18 protein-coding genes are annotated in these 17,605 nt (G+C 73.4%); 4 read left to right on the top strand and 14 right to left on the bottom strand.

Annotated features, from left to right (window positions below; translation table 11 throughout):
* Positions 1–109: 109 nt before the first annotated feature.
* The 9 genes from ABZ721_RS19495 to ABZ721_RS19455 all read right to left on the bottom strand — a co-directional run bounded on the left by ABZ721_RS19495 (position 110) and on the right by ABZ721_RS19455 (position 7,825).
* Positions 110–1,237, bottom strand: coding sequence for an aliphatic sulfonate ABC transporter substrate-binding protein (locus tag ABZ721_RS19495; RefSeq protein ID WP_358789859.1), 1,128 nt, complete (start codon positions 1,235–1,237; stop codon positions 110–112).
* A gap of 211 nt (positions 1,238–1,448) precedes the next feature.
* A complete protein-coding gene (locus ABZ721_RS19490) occupies positions 1,449–2,807 on the bottom strand; it encodes a GTP-binding protein (RefSeq protein ID WP_358789858.1) in 1,359 nt (452 codons plus the stop codon).
* Positions 2,808–3,734: a sulfate adenylyltransferase subunit CysD gene (gene cysD / locus ABZ721_RS19485; protein WP_358789857.1), complete on the bottom strand. Its 927-nt coding sequence runs from the start codon at positions 3,732–3,734 to the stop codon at positions 2,808–2,810. It lies immediately after the preceding gene.
* Entirely contained in the window at positions 3,731–4,291 is a 561-nt protein-coding gene (gene cysC / locus ABZ721_RS19480; protein WP_358789856.1) for an adenylyl-sulfate kinase, read from the bottom strand. The genes cysD and cysC overlap by 4 nt, the downstream gene beginning before the upstream one ends.
* Positions 4,292–4,320: 29 nt before the next feature.
* On the bottom strand, positions 4,321–5,025 hold the full coding sequence (locus ABZ721_RS19475; RefSeq protein WP_358789855.1) for a phosphoadenylyl-sulfate reductase: 705 nt from the start codon (positions 5,023–5,025) through the stop codon (positions 4,321–4,323).
* Positions 5,022–5,216, bottom strand: coding sequence for a hypothetical protein (locus tag ABZ721_RS19470; RefSeq protein ID WP_358789854.1), 195 nt, complete (start codon positions 5,214–5,216; stop codon positions 5,022–5,024). Before ABZ721_RS19470 ends, ABZ721_RS19475 begins: the two co-directional genes overlap by 4 nt.
* On the bottom strand, positions 5,213–6,910 hold the full coding sequence (locus ABZ721_RS19465; RefSeq protein ID WP_358789853.1) for a nitrite/sulfite reductase: 1,698 nt from the start codon (positions 6,908–6,910) through the stop codon (positions 5,213–5,215). Before ABZ721_RS19465 ends, ABZ721_RS19470 begins: the two co-directional genes overlap by 4 nt.
* Before the next feature lie 166 nt (positions 6,911–7,076).
* Positions 7,077–7,160, bottom strand: a complete 84-nt coding sequence (locus ABZ721_RS19460; RefSeq protein WP_331283982.1) for a putative leader peptide — start codon at positions 7,158–7,160, stop codon at positions 7,077–7,079.
* 92 nt (positions 7,161–7,252) lie between these two features.
* Positions 7,253–7,825, bottom strand: coding sequence for a GNAT family N-acetyltransferase (locus ABZ721_RS19455; protein ID WP_358789852.1), 573 nt, complete (start codon positions 7,823–7,825; stop codon positions 7,253–7,255).
* A 99-nt stretch (positions 7,826–7,924) separates the two neighbouring features.
* On the opposite strand from ABZ721_RS19455, the gene ABZ721_RS19450 reads away from it, so the two are divergent.
* Complete coding sequence (locus ABZ721_RS19450; RefSeq protein ID WP_358789851.1) at positions 7,925–8,869, top strand: carbohydrate kinase; 945 nt, start codon at positions 7,925–7,927, stop codon at positions 8,867–8,869.
* A gap of 33 nt (positions 8,870–8,902) precedes the next feature.
* Here ABZ721_RS19450 and ABZ721_RS19445 read toward each other — a convergent pair whose 3' ends face one another.
* On the bottom strand, positions 8,903–10,150 hold the full coding sequence (locus ABZ721_RS19445) for a GAF domain-containing protein (protein WP_358789850.1): 1,248 nt from the start codon (positions 10,148–10,150) through the stop codon (positions 8,903–8,905).
* A 471-nt stretch (positions 10,151–10,621) separates the two neighbouring features.
* Positions 10,622–12,259: an acyl-CoA dehydrogenase family protein gene (locus tag ABZ721_RS19440; protein WP_358789849.1), complete on the bottom strand. Its 1,638-nt coding sequence runs from the start codon at positions 12,257–12,259 to the stop codon at positions 10,622–10,624.
* Between the two features lie 121 nt (positions 12,260–12,380).
* Here ABZ721_RS19440 and ABZ721_RS19435 point away from each other — a divergent pair, with 121 nt between their 5' ends.
* Complete coding sequence (locus tag ABZ721_RS19435; protein WP_358789848.1) at positions 12,381–13,520, top strand: YihY/virulence factor BrkB family protein; 1,140 nt, start codon at positions 12,381–12,383, stop codon at positions 13,518–13,520.
* A gap of 37 nt (positions 13,521–13,557) precedes the next feature.
* Positions 13,558–14,250: a helix-turn-helix domain-containing protein gene (locus tag ABZ721_RS19430; RefSeq protein WP_358789847.1), complete on the top strand. Its 693-nt coding sequence runs from the start codon at positions 13,558–13,560 to the stop codon at positions 14,248–14,250.
* Between the two features lie 9 nt (positions 14,251–14,259).
* Here the strand turns inward: ABZ721_RS19430 and ABZ721_RS19425 are convergent, their stop codons facing one another.
* Positions 14,260–14,667, bottom strand: coding sequence for a VOC family protein (locus ABZ721_RS19425; RefSeq protein WP_358789846.1), 408 nt, complete (start codon positions 14,665–14,667; stop codon positions 14,260–14,262).
* A gap of 306 nt (positions 14,668–14,973) precedes the next feature.
* Here ABZ721_RS19425 and rsgA point away from each other — a divergent pair, with 306 nt between their 5' ends.
* Positions 14,974–16,074, top strand: coding sequence for a ribosome small subunit-dependent GTPase A (gene rsgA / locus ABZ721_RS19420; RefSeq protein WP_358789845.1), 1,101 nt, complete (start codon positions 14,974–14,976; stop codon positions 16,072–16,074).
* Between the two features lie 68 nt (positions 16,075–16,142).
* Here rsgA and ABZ721_RS19415 read toward each other — a convergent pair whose 3' ends face one another.
* Complete coding sequence (locus ABZ721_RS19415) at positions 16,143–16,268, bottom strand: hypothetical protein (protein ID WP_358789844.1); 126 nt, start codon at positions 16,266–16,268, stop codon at positions 16,143–16,145.
* Positions 16,269–16,459: 191 nt separating this feature from the next.
* Positions 16,460–17,506 (bottom strand): LacI family DNA-binding transcriptional regulator, encoded by a 1,047-nt coding sequence (locus ABZ721_RS19410; protein WP_358789843.1) that lies wholly within the window; start codon positions 17,504–17,506, stop codon positions 16,460–16,462.
* Positions 17,507–17,605: the final 99 nt, after the last annotated feature.

Here is a 17,605-nt window from a genome sequence, read left to right as displayed (position 1 = left end):
CACCTCCTGGTACGTGGGCGGGCGGTGCGTGCTGCGGGCCGCCGGTGTCCGGCCCGTGCGGGCCGGACACCGGCGTGCTTCCGGTTGCTGCTGCCGTGCGGCGGTGCTGCTACTGCTTGCCGAGCCCCGCCGCGTCCACGGTGGGCTTGCCCGCGGCCGTGAGGACCTTGTTGAGCAGCGTCAGGTCGTAGATCCCGGCCAGGTCGGGCTTCTTCAGCAGACCGGCCTTGACGGCGTGGTCGGCCTCGGAGGTCAGCGACTTGGCGAGCGGGTCGTCGATGACCTGGATGCTCGTCCACGCCGGGTCGAGCACCTCGGCGGGCAGCGCCTTCTGGGTGTCCTTCTTGAGCTGGGCGTTGGCGGCGGCCTTCGCCTGGTCCGGGTTGGCCGTGATCCAGGCGTTGGTGTTCACCGAACCCCGCAGCACCGCTTCGACGACGTCCGGGTGCGCCGCCAGGAACTTCTGCGACACGATCACGTTGGTGATCACGAACTTCTTGTCGGGCCACAGGTCGCGCTCGTCGAGCAGCACCTTGGCGCCCTCGGAGACCAGCTTGGACGCCGTCGGCTCCGGCACCCACGCGCCGTCGATGGAGCCGGACTTGTAGGCGTCGGGGGTCACCTTGTTGTCGGTGCGGTAGACGGAGACGTCGCCCTTGCCGCTCTGCGCGTCGACCTTCCAGCCCTTTTCGGCGATCCAGTTGAGGAAGGCCACGTCCTGGGTGTTGCCGAGCTGCGGGGTCGCGATCTTCTTGCCCTTGAGGTCGTCCAGGGTCTTGATCTTCGCGGGGTTGACGACCAGCTTCACGCCGCCGGAGGCGGAGCCGGAGATGATCCGCAGGTTGGTGCTCTTCGACTTGGTGTAGCCGTTGATGGACGGCGAGGGGCCGATCCAGCCGATGTCGATGGAGCCGGCGTTCAGTGCCTCGATCTCGGCCGGGCCCGCGTTGAAGGTCTGGGTCTTGATGGCGGTGCCGCCCAGCTCCTTCGCGAACAGGCCCTGGTTGAGGCCGACGAGCGCGGTGGCGTGGGTGAGGTTCGGGAAGTAGCCGATCTTCACCGTGTCGGCGGAGAGCTTTTTGGCTCCCGAACTGGCGACCGGGGCAGCGCTGCTGTCCTTCGTGTCGTCGGACTTCGAGCCGTACCCGCAGGCGGCGAGAGCGCCGAAGAGCAGCGGGAGGGTCGCGGCAGCGGCGATCGTTCGCTTCAGGCTGCGGGTGGTTCTTGCGGCAGACACGGGAGGTGTTCCTCTCGGAGGTCCGGAGCGCGCCTAACGGGGCGCTGCCGGGAAGTCGTCAGGTCTTCGGTGGTGCGGGCGTACCCGGATGCGGTTGCGCGGTTCAGCGGTCAGCGCGCACATCGCGCCACCCCGCCCGTGCCCGCGCCCAGGAGGCCGCTGCCGACACGGCCGCCCTCCTTGGCGAAGCCGCTGTAAGCCTCGGTGACCATCAGAAGTCCCACCCCTCTTGTTCGCTGTCCGCGGCGGACGCACCCGCCGCGGCCGGTGCGGCGAACGCCTCGCCCGCCATGCCCGCGGTCAGCGTCGTGCCGTCCGCCGGGTCGATCAGCAGGAAGGAGCCCGTCAGCCGCGAGTCCGCGTACGCGTCCAGCGGCAGCGGCTCGGCGGTGCGCAGCACGACCGCGCCGATGTCGTTGACGTCGAGCTGCTCCGGTCCCGACTCGTGCGCGAGCCCGGCCGTCAGGTCGATGCGGTACGGCAGCTCCTTGACGACGGCCTTCACCGTGCGCGTCGCGTGCTTGAGCAGCACCCGGGAGCCGACCTTGAGCGGCCGCTCGTGCAGATGGCAGACGGTCGCCTCGACGTCCTGGGTGGTCGCCGGCGCGGAGGCGGTCGGTGCGATCAGGTCGCCGCGCGAGATGTCCAGGTCGTCGGCGAGCAGCACGGTCACCGACTGCGGCGCCCGGGCGGCGTCCACGGCCTCGCCCAGCGCGTCGATGCCGGTGATGGTGCTGGTCGCGCCGGACGGCAGGACCGTCACCTCGTCGCCGACCCGCAGGACGCCGGAGGCGATCCGGCCCGCGTAGCCGCGGTAGTCCGGGTGCTCGGCGGTCTGCGGCCGGATCACGTACTGGACCGGGAAGCGGGCCGGGGCGTCCGTCTGGTCGGTCCCGACCTGCACCGTCTCCAGGTGCTCCAGGACGGTGGGGCCGCCGTACCAGTCCATGTTCGCGGACGCGGTCACGACGTTGTCCCCGGCGAGCGCCGAGATGGGGATCGCGGTGATGTCCGGGACCCCGAGCGACGCCGCGTACGCGGTGAACTCCTCGGCGATGGCCGCGAAGACGGGCTCCGCGTACTCCACCAGGTCCATCTTGTTGACGGCCAGCACCACGTGCGGGACGCGCAGCAGCGCGGCCACCGCGGCGTGCCGCCGGGTCTGCTCCACGACGCCGTTGCGGGCGTCGACGAGCACCACGGCCAGCTCCGCGGTCGAGGCGCCGGTGACCATGTTGCGGGTGTACTGCACGTGGCCCGGCGTGTCGGCGAGGATGAAGCGGCGCCGCGGGGTGGCGAAGTAGCGGTACGCCACGTCGATGGTGATGCCCTGCTCGCGCTCGGCCCGCAGGCCGTCGGTGAGCAGCGCCAGGTCCGGCGCCTCCTGGCCGCGGCGGCGCGAGGCGTGCTCGACGGCCTCCAGCTGGTCGGTCAGCACCGACTTGGAGTCGTGCAGCAGCCGCCCGACCAGGGTGGACTTGCCGTCGTCGACGGAGCCGGCGGTGGCGAAGCGCAGCTGCGAGGTGGCCGCGATCTGCTCGGCGCTGGTGATGTCGCTGATGGTGGTCATTTAGAAGTACCCCTCGCGCTTGCGGTCTTCCATCGCGGCCTCGGACATCTTGTCGTCGGCGCGGGTGGCGCCCCGCTCGGTGAGCCGCGACGCGGCGATCTCCACGATGACCTGGTCGATGGTGAAGGCGTCGGAGTCCACCGCGCCGGTGCAGGACATGTCGCCGACGGTGCGGTAGCGGATGGTCCGCCGCTCGACGCTCTCGCCGGGCTTCGGGCCGCCCCAGTCACCCGCCGTCAGCCACATGCCGCTGCGGGCGAAGACGTCCCGCTCGTGCGCGAAGTAGATCTCCGGCAGCTCGATGCGCTCGCGGGCGATGTACTGCCACACGTCCAGCTCGGTCCAGTTGGAGAGCGGGAAGACCCGGACGTGCTCGCCGGCCGCGTGCCTGCCGTTGTAGAGCTGCCACAGCTCGGGGCGCTGGCGGCGCGGGTCCCAGGCGCCGAACTCGTCGCGCAGGGAGAAGACGCGCTCCTTGGCGCGGGCCTTCTCCTCGTCGCGCCGGCCGCCGCCGAAGACGGCGTCGTACTTCCCCTCGGCGATCGCGTCGAGCAGCGGCACGGTCTGCAGCGGGTTGCGGGTTCCGTCGGGGCGCTCGCGCAGCCGGCCGTCGTCGATGTAGTCCTGCACGCTCGCCACGTGCAGCCGCAGCCCGTGCTCGGCGACCGTGCGGTCGCGGTACTCCAGCACCTCGGGGAAGTTGTGGCCGGTGTCCACGTGCAGCAGCGAGAACGGCACCGCGGCGGGCGCGAACGCCTTCAGCGCCAGGTGCAGCATGACGATGGAGTCCTTGCCGCCGGAGAAGAGGATCACCGGACGCTCGAACTCGCCCGCGACCTCGCGGAAGATGTGCACGGCCTCGGACTCGAGCACGTCCAGGTGGCTCAGTTCCACGGTGGGATCAGTGGTTGCGGCGACGGTGGTCACAGTGCCAGTCCCCTTTCGACGAGCAGCGCTTCCAGCGCCACGGCGGAGTCCTCGACGGTGCGCCCGTGGGTCTCGAGGCGCAGATCCGGTGCCTCGGGCGCCTCGTACGGGTCGTCGACCCCGGTGAGCCCGGAGATCTCGCCCGCGGCCTGCTTCGCGTACAGCCCCTTCACATCGCGTTCCGAGCACACCTCGACGGGCGTGGCCACGTGCACCTCCAGGTACGGGGTGCCCTGCTTGCGGTGGCGCTCGCGGACCGCCTCACGGCTGTCCGCGTAGGGAGCGATGACGGGGACCAGGACCTTGACCCCGTTGGAGGCCAGCAGTTCGGCGACGAAGCCGATCCGCTGCACGTTGGTGTGCCGGTCCTCGCGGGTGAAGCCCAGCCCGGCGGAGAGGAACTCGCGGATCTCGTCGCCGTCCAGCACCTCCACCCGGTGGCCCGCCCCGCGCAGCCGCTCCGCCAGCGCGAAGGCGACCGTGGTCTTGCCGGCGCTGGGCAGCCCGGTGAGCCACACCGTGGCGCCTGCCTCCCGCGGGCTCGCGGTCACGCTCATCTCTGGCTCCTGGGATATCTGAGTGGTCATCAGCCGTGCAGCCCGCACTCGGTCTTGCCGCGGCCGGCCCAGCGGCCGGCACGGGCGTCCTCGCCCTCCAGCACCCGGCGGGTGCACGGCTCGCAGCCGACGGACGCGTAGCCGTCCATCAGCAGCGGGTTCGTCAGCACGCCGTGCTCCAGGACATAGGCGTCCACGTCGGCCTGCGTCCAGCGGGCGATGGGGGAGACCTTCACCTTGCGGCGCTTTTCGTCCCAGCCGACGACCGGGGTGTTGGCGCGGGTCGGGGACTCGTCGCGGCGCAGCCCGGTGGCCCAGGCGTCGTACCCGGTCAGGCCCTGCTCCAGCGGCTTGACCTTGCGCAGCGCGCAGCACAGGTCGGGGTCGCGGTCGTGCAGCTTCGGCCCGTACTGGGCGTCCTGCTCCGCGACGCTCTGGACCGGGGTCAGCGTGATGAGGTTGACGTCCATCACGGCGCCCACCGCGTCGCGGGTGCCGATGGTCTCGGGGAAGTGGTAGCCGGTGTCGAGGAAGACGACGTCCACGCCCGGGAAGGCGCGGGACGCCAGGTGCGCCACGACGGCGTCCTCCATCGAGGACGTGACGCAGAAGCGCGGGCCGAACGTCTCGGCGGCCCAGCGCAGGATCTCCGGCGCGGACGCGTCCTCCAGGTCGCGGCCCGCCTGCTCGGCCAGGTCGCGCAGGTCTTCGGCGGTGTGCTGTGCGGTGGTCACGACTCGCCTCCGGTCGGGGGGTTCTGGTGGAGTCCCTGGGCCAGCAGGCCGAGGAACTTCAACTGAAAGGCCCGGTTGCACGCCCGGCATTCCCAGGCGGCGCCCGATCCGTGCGCGACCTTCTCCTCGGAGGGGCGCAGATCCTCGTCCCCGCAGTAGGGGCAGTAGAACGGCGCGGCGCGCTCGGTCATGACAGCGCCTCCTCGGAGGCGCGGGCGGCCCAGGTCGCGAAGCGCTCGTCGTCCTCGCGCTCCTCCTGGAACCGGCGCAGCACGCGCTCGACGTAGTCGCCGAGGCCCGCGGAGGTGACCTTCAGGCCGCGCACCTTGCGGCCGAAGCCGGGGTCGAGACCGAGGCTGCCGCCCAGGTGCACCTGGTAGCCCTCGACCTGCTCGCCGTTCTCGTCGGTGATCAGCTGGCCCTTGAGGCCGATGTCCGCCACCTGGATGCGGGCGCAGGAGTTGGGGCACCCGTTGACGTTGATGGTCAGCGGCTGGTCGAAGCCGGGCAGCCGCTGCTCCAGCTCGTCGATGAGGGCGGCGCCGCGCGCCTTGGTCTCGACGATGGCGAGCTTGCAGTACTCGATCCCGGTGCAGGCCATGGTGCCGCGCCGGAACGGTGACGGGGCCACCTGGAAGCCGAGCGCCTCCAGGCCGGACACCAGCGACTCGACCCGGGGCTCCTCGATGTCCAGCACGATCATCTTCTGCTCGACCGTGGTGCGCAGCCGGTCCGAGCCGTGCTCCGCGGCCAGTTCGGCGATCTTGGTGAGCGTGGAGCCGTCGATCCGGCCGACCCGCGGCGCGAAGCCCACGTAGAAGCGGCCGTCGTGCTGGCGGTGCACGCCGACGTGGTCGCGCCACTGCTGCTCGGGGTGGACCGGCGCGGGGCCGTCGGTGAGCTTGCGGTGCAGGTACTCGTCCTCCAGCACCTGCCGGAACTTCTCGCTGCCCCAGTCGGCGACCAGGAACTTCAGTCGGGCGCGGTTGCGCAGCCGCCGGTAGCCGTAGTCGCGGAAGATGCCGATGACCCCGGCCCAGACGTCGCTGACGTCCTCCAGCGCGACCCACGCGCCGAGCCGCACGCCCAGCTTGGCGTTGGTGGAGAGCCCGCCGCCGACCCACAGGTCGAAGCCGGGGCCGTGCTCGGGGTGCTCGACGCCCACGAAGGCGACGTCGTTGATCTCGTGCGCCACGTCCAGCAGCGGCGACCCGGAGATCGCCGTCTTGAACTTGCGCGGCAGGTTGGAGAAGTCCTTGGAGCCGATGTACCGCGCGTGGATCTCGTCGATCGCGGAGCTGCCGTCGATGATCTCGTCGGCCGCGATCCCGGCGACCGGCGAGCCCAGGATGGTGCGCGGGGTGTCGCCGCACGCCTCGGTCGTGGACAGGCCCACGGCCTCCAGCCGGCGCCAGATCTCCGGGACGTCCTCGATGCGGATCCAGTGGTACTGGATGTTCTGCCGGTCCGTCAGGTCGGCGGTGCCGCGGGCGAACTCCTGCGAGATCTCGCCGATGACGCGCAGCTGCTCGGTGGTGAGCCGGCCGCCGTCGATGCGGACCCGCAGCATGAAGTACTCGTCGTCCAGCTCGTGCGGCTCCAGGACGGCGGTCTTGCCGCCGTCGATCCCGGGCCGGCGCTGGGTGTACAGGCCCCACCAGCGCATGCGGCCGCGCAGGTCGGCGGGGTCGATCGAGTCGAAGCCGCGCAGGGCGTAGATCGTCTCAATGCGTGTCCGCACGTTGAGACCGTCGTCGTCCTTCTTCGTCTGCTCGTTGGCGTTGAGCGGCGTGAAGTGGCCCATGGCCCACTGGCCCTCACCACGGTGGCGTCCGGCCTTGCGGCGGGCCGAGGTGTCGGCTGGTTGATCAGGAGTGGAGGCCATGGCGATGCGTCCTTCGGGCAGCGGCGAATACGTCGGTGTTAGCGCGGGTGCACCCTATGGCCTGCGGAAACCTGAAAACGATCAGGGCAGTTGGCAGCGGCGGGGCGCATGCGCGACCACGGCACGAGAGGGTGGCGGGTTGCCGGCGCCGATCGGCGCGGCGCGATCAGCTCGCCGGACAGATGGCGCTGGACACGCGGCAGAAGTCGACGTGCGGCCGACCTACCAAGGCGATTCCAGTGCGGGACATGTCGGAAGCGTGGCATGCGGGTCTCGGGGCAGTCCACCGTCATCCAGTATGTGGACCAGAATATCCCACCTGGTGAGACGTTGTGTTCTGCGTCACTGCTCCACGGGCCACGGGCCGACCGGGACCACCGGCTCCGGTTCGTCCGCCGTCCGGGTGTCGAAGAGCCGGAAGCCGCGCCGCTCGTAGTTGGCCATCGCGTGCGGCCCGTCCAGATCGCAGGTGTGCACCCACACCCGCTTCGTCGCGTCCCGCCCCGGCCACCGGCCCGCCAGGTCCCAGGCGCGGGCGGTCCCGTACGACAGCAGGTGGCCGCCGATCCCGCGCCCCCGGAAGGCCGGCAGCAGCCCGAAGTACATGATCTCGACGACGCCGTCGTCCTGCGGATCGAGCTCGACGAACCCGGCCGGGGTGCCCCGCTCGTACGCGACCCACGTCTCCGAGCCCGGCCGCTCCAGATGCGCCTGCCAGCGCCCGTACGTCCAGCCCAGCCGGTCGGTCCACTGGCAGTCGGCACCGACCGACGCGTAGAGGAAGCGGCTGAAGTCCGGGGACGGCACCTCGGCGGCCACGACCCGGACCCCGGCCCCGGCGGCGGGCACGGCCGACGGCCGCAGATCCGCGGGCGAGGTCTGTTCCAGGGACCAGGTGGTGACGCTGATGCTCATGCCGACAGCCTAAGCGGCGCGGTCCGGGCGCCGGATCGCGGCCGCCGCGCCCCTGTGAGCCCTGCCGCGCACCCGGCACGGGCTCGTACGCTGTCCCGCATGAGTGCCAGCCGTCCCGTCGTCGTCCTGGGCGAATGCGTCGCCGACGCCTTCGCCGCCCCCCGGTCCGGCGAGCCGGCCGCCGGGCTCGACCTGGCCGTCGTGCCGGGCGGCGGCCCCGCCACCACCGCGGTCGCGCTGGCCCGCCTCGGCACGCCCACCCGCTTCCTCGGCCGGCTGTCGGGCGACGTCTTCGGCCGGCTCTTCCGCGAGCGGCTGGCCGGCTCCGGCGTGGACCTGGCCGGCTGCCCGGACGCGGCCGAGCCCAGCACGCTCGCCGTCGCCGACCTCGACGCGGCCGGCCGCGCCCGCTACTCCTTCCACGCCGAGGGCACCGCCGACTGGCAGTGGACGGCGGCCGAGCTGACGGCCGGGCTGCCCGCCGACCCGGCCTGCCTGCACACCGGCTCCCTGGCCCTGGTGCGCGACCCCGGGGCGGGACGCGTCGAGGAACTGCTCGACGACCTGCGCCCCCGCACCACGATCAGCATCGACCCCAACGTCCGGACGGGCCTGGTACCCCCCAGCCGCTACCGGCAGCGGCTGCCCCGCTGGTGCGCGGCGGCCGACATCCTGCGCCTCAGCGACGACGACCTCGCCCATCTGCACCCCGACACCCCGCCGGAGAAGGCCTGCGACGAGTGGCACGCCCTCGGCGTCCCGCTCGTCGTCATCACCCTCGGCGCGGAGGGCGCCCTCGCGTCGCTGGACGGAACCCGGCTGCACGTACCCGTCCGCCCGTCCGACGTCGTCGACACGGTCGGCGCGGGCGACGCGTTCATGGCGGGCCTCCTGCACCACCTGCACGCCGCGGGCCGGCTGGGCGGCCGGCTGGCCGCACTCACGGCCGAGGACGTCCAGGAGGCGGTCACCCTGGGCACGGCGGTGGCGGCGGCTACCTGCGCGGTGCGCGGCCCCAACCCGCCGTGGGCGCACGAGCTCTGAGAGCACCCGCCCCTCGACCGCGCACGCGCGGGGTCAACCGCGCGCGGCCAGGACCGCCGGTGCCAGGGAGTGCGGCAGCAGGTCGAAGCCGTCCGCGGGGCGCACCAGCTCCACGTCCACCCCCTCCGCGAAGCGGTACGGCCGGTGTGCCAGCACTCCGCCGAGGCTGCGGCGCAGCCGCGACAGTTCCGCGCGGACCGTCACCGTCCGCCCGCCGTCCCCGAACAGGTCCCGCGCCAGCTGCGCCGCACTGCGGCCGCCGGGATGGAGCGCCAGCACGAACAGCAGCTCCGCGTGGCGCGGGCTCAGCTGCTGCGTCCAACTGCCCGCCGACCCCGAGACCGTCACCGTCCAGGCGCGCGGCCGGCTGACGTCCAGCACGACCCGGCTCGCGGGGCCCGCCGGGTCCCGGCCGTCGCCGACCCGGATCAGCCAGCCCCCGGGCAGCGGTTCGACCGCGCACACGCCCAGGCTCGGCAGCCACAGCTCGCCGGCCCGCAGGGCCGCCGGCAGCGCCACCCGGTCCGGCGGCGCCATGCCGGTGACCGCGGCCGTCCAGCCGTTGAGGTCCACCGCCACGGCGGTGCGCCCCCGCCCCGCCAGCCGCGCGAGCAGCGGCGCCGCGATGGCCCGCAGCCGCTCGATGGACGCCCAGTGGCGCAGCCGCAGCTCGCCCTCGGCGACCCGCGTCACCGCCGTCACCAGCGACAGCGTCGCCGGGTGGATGGTGGCGGCCGGGCCGCTGACGTCCACCACGCCCAGCAGCCGGCCGTCCCGCGGGTCGTGCAGCGGAGCCGCGGCGCAGGTCCACGCGTGGTGGGTGCGGACGAAGTGCTCGGAGGAGTGCACCTGGACCGGTGCCCGGGTCACCAGAGCGGTGCCGATCGCGTTGGTGCCGACCGTGTCCTCGGCCCAGGACGCGCCCTCGGCGAACCCGAGCCGGTCGGCGCTCCTGCGCACGGCGAGGCTGCCGTCCCGCCACAGCACCCGGCCGTCGTGGTCCGTGACCACCATGATGTGCCAGGCGACGTCGGCCACCGTCACCAGGCCCTCGCGCAGCTGCGGCATGACGTCGGCCAGCGGCGAGGACCGCCGACGGTGTTCGAGCTCCTCGGTGGGGAGCAGGCCGGCGTGCCGGCCGGTGTCCGGATCCACACCATGGCTCCGCACCCGCAGCCAGGACTCGCTGATGACCGGGCGGGGCGTCGCGGGCGGCGGGTCGCCGGCCAGGGCGGCGTCGTGCACGCGGGCGAGCAGCCGTGCCGACTCGCGGACGCCCATGGCCCCGAGACGGCCCGGGCCGATCGGCGGGTGTGTCACTTTGCCCCCGGTTCGCCTGCTTCTCGAGTGCTGCCGTCCATCGTCCCGCTGTCATGCCCGCGATGCCCGGGCAATCGGCATACCCAGTGCAACGAGCTGCAACCGTTGCGGGTGCGCGACGGTCCGGCGGACAGTGACGCGAGCGCTGCCCGTGGCGCCGAGCGGTCCATTTCACCGTACGGCGCGCCGCCGCAAGAGCGTTTCCCGCCAGATCGACATCCACTGTCCCCGGGTGGCCGTCGGCGCGGGCCGGCGGGGCCGTGCGCGGCCCCGCCGGGGGCGGTGGAGCCGGCACGCTTGCCCCCGGATTTCGGGGGCACCCGAACCGGGGGGTGGCGCCGAGTCGGCGCGGCGCCACCCCTCTGCAGCGCGGTGGCGGCCCCGTCTCTCCGGTCCCCGACGGCAGGCGGCCGCTGCCGCGCCCCCGCCGCCTCAGTCCGTGAGCGGCCGGGCGCGCTCCACGATCGAGGCCAGGTCGAGCGTGTGCGGGAGCGTGCCGAACGCCGCTCCCCAGTCACCGCCGAGACGCGAGGCGCAGTACGCGTCGGCCACGGCGGGCGGGGCGAACCGCACGAGCAGGGAGCCCTGGAGGATCACGGCCATCCGCTCGACGATGCGCCGGGCGCGGGCCTCCGCACCGTCCAGGTCGGCCAGTTCGGTCAGCAGGTTCTTGATGGCGCCGTCCAGCCGGTGGTCCGCGCCGCGGGCCAGGCCGATCTCGGTGAGGAACGCGTTCAGTGCCATCGGATCGCGCCGGAGCACCCGCAGCACGTCCAGCGCCTGGACGTTGCCCGAACCCTCCCAGACCGAGTTCAGCGGCGACTCGCGGAACAGCCGGGGCATCCCCGACTCCTCCACGTACCCGTTGCCGCCCAGGCACTCCATCGCCTCCACCGCGACGGCCGGACAGCGCTTGGTCACCCAGTACTTGGTGACGGCGACGGCCAGCCGCCGGAAGTGCCGCTCCTGCTCCGTGCCGGTGTCGTAGGAGGCGGCGAGCCGCATCGCGGTGGTCGTGGCGGCCTCGGACTCCAGGGCCAGGTCCGCCAGGACGTTGCGCATCAGCGGCTTGTCGACGAGCGGGCCGCCGAACGCGCCGCGGTGCGTGGTGTGGTGCACCGCCTGGGCGACCGCCTGCCGCATGAGGGCCGCGGAACCGACGGCGCAGTCCAGCCGGGTCGCCGCGACCATCTCGATGATGGTCGCCACCCCGCGGCCCTCGTCGCCGACCCGGCGCGCCCACGTCCCGTCGAACTCCACCTCGGACGAGGCGTTGGAGCGGTTGCCGAGCTTGTCCTTCAGCCGCTGGATCGCGAAGACGTTGCGGGTCCCGTCCGGCAGCACCCGCGGCAGCAGGAAGCAGCTGAGCCCGTCCGGGGCCTGCGCCAGGACCAGGAAGCCGTCGGACATCGGCGCCGAGCAGAACCACTTGTGGCCGGTCAGCGCGTAGCTGCCGTCCTCGGCGAGCGGCTGCGCGACGGTGGTGTTGGAGCGGACGTCGGAGCCGCCCTGCTTCTCCGTCATCCCCATCCCGAACAGCGCGCCCGGCTTCTCGCCGGGTGCGGCGAGCCGCCGGTCGTAGATCCGGGAGCGCAGCCGCGGTTCCCACTCGGCGGCCAGCGCCGGGTCCGCGCGCAGCGCCGGCACCGCCGCGTGCGTCATGGACACCGGGCAGCCGTGCCCGGCCTCGGCCTGCGACCAGACCAGGAACCCGGCCGCGCGCCGCAGGTGCCCGTCGGGGCGCGACCACGCGTCCGTCAGACCGGACGACACCGCGTGCCCCAGCAGCCGGTGCCAGGACGGGTGGAAGTCGACCTCGTCGATCCGGTTGCCGTACCGGTCGTGGGTGCGCAGCACGGGGGGACTGGCGTTCGCCTCGTCCCCCCAGCGCTGCCCCTGGGCCGAGCCCGCGGCCCGGCCCAGCTCCCCCAGTTCGTCCTGGATCTCCGCCAGCCGCTCCGGGGCGGCATGGCGTTCCACGGCCTCGACGAGTGCGGCGTCGGAGGCGTGGACGTCATATCCGACCAGCGGCGGAGGCTGGTTGGTCACCGTGTGTGTGGGGGCGCTCATGGCAGCAACCGTAGGCGTCCGCGCGCGCCGCGCGGTAGGCGACGCCCTGTCGCGGGGCGGCCCGGCCCGGGCGCCCGACGGGGAGGGGACCGGCTTCGCCGGAGGCGGATACCGTAGGCGCGTGCACGCAGCGGATGGAAGAAAAGCGCGGCCTCCCGGCCGCTGGGGCAGGGCTCGGGCCCTGTACCGGAATGTGTCGAAGCGCAAGGTCGGCTGGCTGCTGCTGAAGGACACCGTCAACTCCTCCATCGAGTACCGGGTGACCGGACTCGCCGCGGAGGCGGCCTTCTTCGTACTGCTGTCCCTGCCGCCGCTGCTGCTCGGCCTCGTCGGCGCGCTCGGCTACGTCGACACCGTCATCCGCACCGACACGATCGCGCACCTGCGCGAGAACATCCTCACCGCCTCCGCGACGGTCCTGTCCGACAAGGGCGTGAACCAGCTGGTGCGCCCGCTGGTGGACAGCGTCTTCCACGGGCGGCGGCCCGACCTCATCTCGCTGGGCTTCGTCATCGCGCTCTGGTCGGGCTCCCGCGCGGTGAACGTCTTCGTCGACACCATCACGATCATGTACGGCCTGGAGGGGCACCGGGGGATCGTCAAGACCCGGCTGCTCGCCCTGCTGCTGTACATCATCGCGCTCGTCGTCGGCGCGCTGGTGCTGCCGCTGATGGTCGCCGGGCCCGACGCGTTCGTGTCGGTGCTGCCGCGCAGCCAGGGCACGATCCACGTCCTGTACTGGCCGGTCGTGCTACTGGTGTCGATCGCCTTCCTCACCACGCTCTACCACGTGTCGGTGCCCGTGCGGTCGCCCTGGTACGAGGACGTGCCGGGCGCCCTCATCGCGCTCATGATGTGGGTCCTCGGCAGCTTCCTGCTGCGCATCTACCTCACCAACACCGTCGAGGGCCCGACGATCTACGGGTCGCTGGCCGCGCCCGTCGCGGTGCTGCTGTGGATCGGCATCTCGGCCTTCGCGGTGCTGGTTGGCGCCGCCGTCAACGCGGCGGTGGACCGCATCTGGCCCTCGCTGGCCACCGCCGCCGCCCGCGAGCAGAACGCCCGCGCGCTGGAGGCGGCCGCGGTCCGGGTGGTCGCCGACGCCGCCCGGCGGCGGGCCGCCGAGGACGGCCGCGACGACGACTTCGACGACGACGGCGACCTCGGCCCCGACGACCCGCCGCCCGCCGAGTTCCCCGAGCGCTGGACGCGCTTCCTGCCGCCGTCGGACGTCCGCTCCCGGCTGCGCCGCCGCGACTGACCCCGCTGCGGCGGGCCGCCGGGGGCAGAATGGGGGTGTGTACCAGGAGCGGTTGTCGCGGGTCGCGGGCGCGGTGCTGTGGACCCGGACCGTCGGAGCCGCGGAGGGCGGGCCCTACCGCGTGCTGCCCGACGGCTGCATGGACGTCATCTGGCGCGACGGGGAACTGATCGTCACCGGCCCCGACACCCGCGCCCACGTGGCGCGGACCCCGGCCGGCGCGCGCTTCGCCGGGCTGCGGTTCGCCCCCGGCCGGGGGCCCGCGGTGCTGGGCGTCCCGGCGAACGAACTGCGCGACCTGCGGGTGCCGCTGGACGCGGTCTGGCCCGGCGCCACCGCCCGGCGGATCGCCGAGCGGATCGGCGACGCGGCCGATCCGGGGCGCGCCCTGGAGGACGCGCTGACCGGCGCCGTACCCGGACCCGGGCCCGGCGCTGACCCGCTGCTGGCCGCGACGGCCTCCCGGCTGGCGTCCGGCGGCAGCGTGGCCGCCGCGGCGCGGGCCGCCGGGCTGGGCGAACGGCAGCTGCACCGGCGCAGCCTGGCCGCCTTCGGCTACGGCCCGAAGACGCTCGCGCGCGTCCTGCGCCTGCAGCGCGCCCTGGAACTGGCCCGGCGCGGCACCCCGTTCGCCGAGGTCGCGGCGGCGGCCGGCTACGCCGACCAGGCCCACCTCGCGCGCGACGTGAAGGCGCTGGCGGGGGTGCCGCTCGGCGAACTCGTCGGCTGAGGCCGCCCGTCAGGCGGAGGCGCCTGGCAGGACGGCCAGCAGGTCGACGTGGTTGCCGTCGGCGTCCAGGACGGTGGCGTAGCGCTGCCCCCAGGCGGCGTCGAACGGCGCGAGGTGCCCGGTGTACCCGGCGCCCGTGAGGTCGGCGTACACCTTGTCGACGCCGGCGGGGTCGTCGCACGCGAAGGCCAGCCCGGTCCGGCCGCTGCCCTCCGGCGGGGCCTGCCAGCCGGGGGAGAAGGACCGCACGACCTCCTCGGTGTCCCAGACGAGGAGCGGGCCGCCGGGCAGCGCCGCCTCGACGTGCGGCTGGGTGTCGGCCTCCGCCGGGATGTCCAGCCCGAGCCGGCGGTAGAAGGCGAGGGACGCGGCCATGTCGGAGGCGAGCAGGCCGATGAACGCGAATCGAGGAGTCATGACCGCCACGCTAGGCCCGCCCGGGGCCCGCGGTCTTGAACGAATCGGACGCGTCAGGGGAGTCCGGCGCGGCCCCCGGCCGGCGGCGTTAATTCGGTGGACAGCGATTCGGGGCCTGTCGTACTGTCCTCACGACCGCAGCGGTGGAAGCCGCGGCCGGCACACATACGTGGAGGTGTATTTCGATGACTGTCCTTGCGCAGGGCGCTGCCCTGATCCCGTCGCACAGCATCCTCACCTCCGCGGTCGCCGGCTGACCACTTCCTGACCTTCAGCTCCGGGGCCGCCCTTTCGAAGGGCATTCCGTTGACCAACGGATCTGCTTCCCTGCCGTTCACCTCGTACGGCTGGGACTCCATTCTCGACACCGAATTCACCCCGTACGCCGCCCAGGGCCTGCTGCCCGGCCGGATCGTGCGGGTCGACCGCGGGCTCTGCGACGTCGTCACCCCCGACGGCACGCTGCGCGCGGACACCACCTTCGTCAACGCGTCCGGTGATCCCATGAAGCTGGCCTGCACCGGCGACTGGGCGGCCGTCGACCCGGACGCCCCGACCGGTCCCGCGCTGCGCGCCCTGCTGCCGCGCCGGACGGCGTTCGTCCGCTCCACCTCGTCCAGCCGGTCCGAGGGCCAGGTGCTGGCGGCCAACATCGACCACGCCGTGATCGCCGTGTCGCTGGCCGCCGAACTCGACCTCGGCAGGCTGGAGCGCTTCCTGTCGCTGGCCTGGGAGAGCGGCGCGCAGCCGCTCGTCGTCCTGACCAAGGCGGACCTCGTGGGCGACACCACCCACCTGCTCGCCGACGCCGAGGGCGCGGCGCCCGGGGTGCAGGTGCTCGTGGTGAGCGCCACCACCGGCGAGGGCATCGACGTGCTCGCCGCCGTGCTGGCCGGCACCACCTCCGTGCTGCTCGGCCAGTCGGGCGCGGGCAAGTCCACCCTCACCAACGCCCTGCTGGGCGCGGAGGTCCAGGAGGTGCAGGGCATCCGGGACGCCGACGGCAAGGGGCGGCACACCACCACCACGCGTGATCTGCTGCCGCTGCCGTCCGGCGGGGTGCTCATCGACACCCCCGGGCTGCGGGGGGTGGGGCTCTGGGACGCGGAGACCGGTCTGTCGCAGGTCTTCTCGGAGATCGAGGCGCTCTCCGCCGACTGCCGGTTCCACGACTGCGCGCACGTCGCGGAGCCGGGCTGCGCGGTGCTCGCCGCCCTGGAGGAGGGCACGCTGCCGCACCGCAGGCTGGAGAGCTACCGCAAGCTGCTGCGGGAGAACGCGTGGATCGCCTCCCGCACCGACCAGCGGCTGCGCGCCGAGATGCGCCGCGACTGGAAGATGAAGTCGGCGGCGGGGCGGGCGATGTACGAGGCCAAGCGCGGCGGCGGCCACCGCAGGGAGGCCTGAGGCGACTGGGGGCCGGGCCCGGTGACGGGCCCGGCCGGCCGCCTGGTCGGGCGGCTGCGAGCGCGGGGTCAGCCGGCGCCGTTGTGCCGGCGGCGCCGGAGCGCGATCGGGCTTCCCTCGCTCCAGAACGTGGCCACGACGCTCGCGACGCCGAGGGCCACGATCACAATGCCGAGGATGATCGTGTAGACCATGGAGCGTCCTCCTGTCGGCGGGGTGCGCACCGTCACCGCACCTTCACAATCGCTGTCGTTCCGTGACCTTCCCGTTGCCCCAGCTTCCCAACCGTCCCGCTGGGGAGCAGTAGTTCACCGGGCGGACCGGCCTCGACGGCGGCGGCCGGACCGCTTCCGCGGGGCGTCGAAGGACCCTTCCGCCCACCGCGTCAGGCGGAGTGCCGTCTGACCAGGTGGGTGGGGGTGACCACCGAGGAGAGCGGCAGGGCGCCGGGGGCGTCGCGCCGCGGGTCGAGGCTGCGCAGCAGCAGCCGCGCCATCAGCCGGCCCATCTCCTCGATGTCCTGGCGGACGGTCGTCAGCGGGGGCTCGGTCAGCTGCGCGACCTGCACCATGTCGTCGAAGCCGACCAGCGCGACATCGTCCGGCACGCTCCGCCCGCGCTGCCGCAGCACCCGCAGCGCCCCCGAGGCCATCAGGTCGGAGGCGGCGAAGACCCCGTCCAGGTCCGGGCAGCGGTCCAGCAGTTCGGCCATCGCCCGCTCGCCGCCGTCGGGCGTGAAGTCGCCCTCGACGATCAGCGCCTGATCGGCGTTGGGGAGGATGTCGCGGAAGCCGTCGAGCCGGTCGACGGACGCCGTCTGGTCGAGCGGGCCGCTGATGTGGGCGATCCGGCGGCGGCCGAGCCCCGTCAGATGGCGCACGGCGGTGCGCGCCCCGCCCCGGTTGTCGCAGTCCACGTAGAGCGCGTGGCGGTCCCGCTCGGTCTCCGCCCAGCCGGGCCGCCCGCCGAAGACGGTCGGGATGCCCGCCTTGCGGGCCAGCTCGGGCAGCGGGTCGTGCGCGTGCAGCGAGAAGATCAGCGCGCCGTCGACATGGCCGCCCGCGAGGTAGCGGCCGACCCGGTCGTAGTCGGCGGTGCCCTCGACCAGCAGCAGCACCAGCTGGTTGTCGTGCGCGGTCAGCTCCTTGCTGATGCCGCGCACCTGCTGGGCGAAGAACGGATCGGAGAAGAACCGGGTCTCGGGCTCCGCCACCACGACGGCCACCGCGTCGTTGCGGCGGGTGACCAGCGTCCTGGCCGCCTGGTTCGGTACGTAGCCCAGCTCCTCGACCGCCTTCCGCACCCGGTCGGCCAGCAGAGCGCGCACTCCCGCGCCCCCGTTGACCACGCGTGAGGCGGTGGCCCGGGACACCCCGGCCCGCTCGGCGACGGCCTCCAGGGTGGGGCGGGACGGGAAGTTCTGCTCGGACACTGCACGCTCCTCTGCGAGCTGGATGCGGACAGGGTATCGCCCCCGGCCGACACCGGGAGAGCGCTCTCACAAGCTGCCCGGCCCTCTGATCTCGCCGTC

Source organism: Streptomyces sp. NPDC006733 (assembly GCF_040636125.1).
In the GTDB taxonomy this organism is placed as follows: domain Bacteria; phylum Actinomycetota; class Actinomycetes; order Streptomycetales; family Streptomycetaceae; genus Actinacidiphila.
This window is presented reverse-complemented; position numbering and strand designations above follow the sequence as displayed.

Coding starts and splice junctions, on each gene's coding strand:
- ABZ721_RS19450 (WP_358789851.1), top strand. CDS start 7,925: ATGAGTGCCAGCCGTCCCGTCGTCGTCCTGGGCGAATGCGTCGCCGAC.
- ABZ721_RS19440 (WP_358789849.1), bottom strand. CDS start 12,259: ATGAGCGCCCCCACACACACGGTGACCAACCAGCCTCCGCCGCTGGTC.
- cysC (WP_358789856.1), bottom strand. CDS start 4,291: ATGAGCGTGACCGCGAGCCCGCGGGAGGCAGGCGCCACGGTGTGGCTC.
- ABZ721_RS19445 (WP_358789850.1), bottom strand. CDS start 10,150: ATGGGCGTCCGCGAGTCGGCACGGCTGCTCGCCCGCGTGCACGACGCC.
- ABZ721_RS19470 (WP_358789854.1), bottom strand. CDS start 5,216: ATGACCGAGCGCGCCGCGCCGTTCTACTGCCCCTACTGCGGGGACGAG.
- ABZ721_RS19425 (WP_358789846.1), bottom strand. CDS start 14,667: ATGACTCCTCGATTCGCGTTCATCGGCCTGCTCGCCTCCGACATGGCC.
- ABZ721_RS19490 (WP_358789858.1), bottom strand. CDS start 2,807: ATGACCACCATCAGCGACATCACCAGCGCCGAGCAGATCGCGGCCACC.
- ABZ721_RS19455 (WP_358789852.1), bottom strand. CDS start 7,825: ATGAGCATCAGCGTCACCACCTGGTCCCTGGAACAGACCTCGCCCGCG.
- ABZ721_RS19465 (WP_358789853.1), bottom strand. CDS start 6,910: ATGGCCTCCACTCCTGATCAACCAGCCGACACCTCGGCCCGCCGCAAG.
- ABZ721_RS19460 (WP_331283982.1), bottom strand. CDS start 7,160: ATGTCCCGCACTGGAATCGCCTTGGTAGGTCGGCCGCACGTCGACTTC.
- ABZ721_RS19415 (WP_358789844.1), bottom strand. CDS start 16,268: ATGGTCTACACGATCATCCTCGGCATTGTGATCGTGGCCCTCGGCGTC.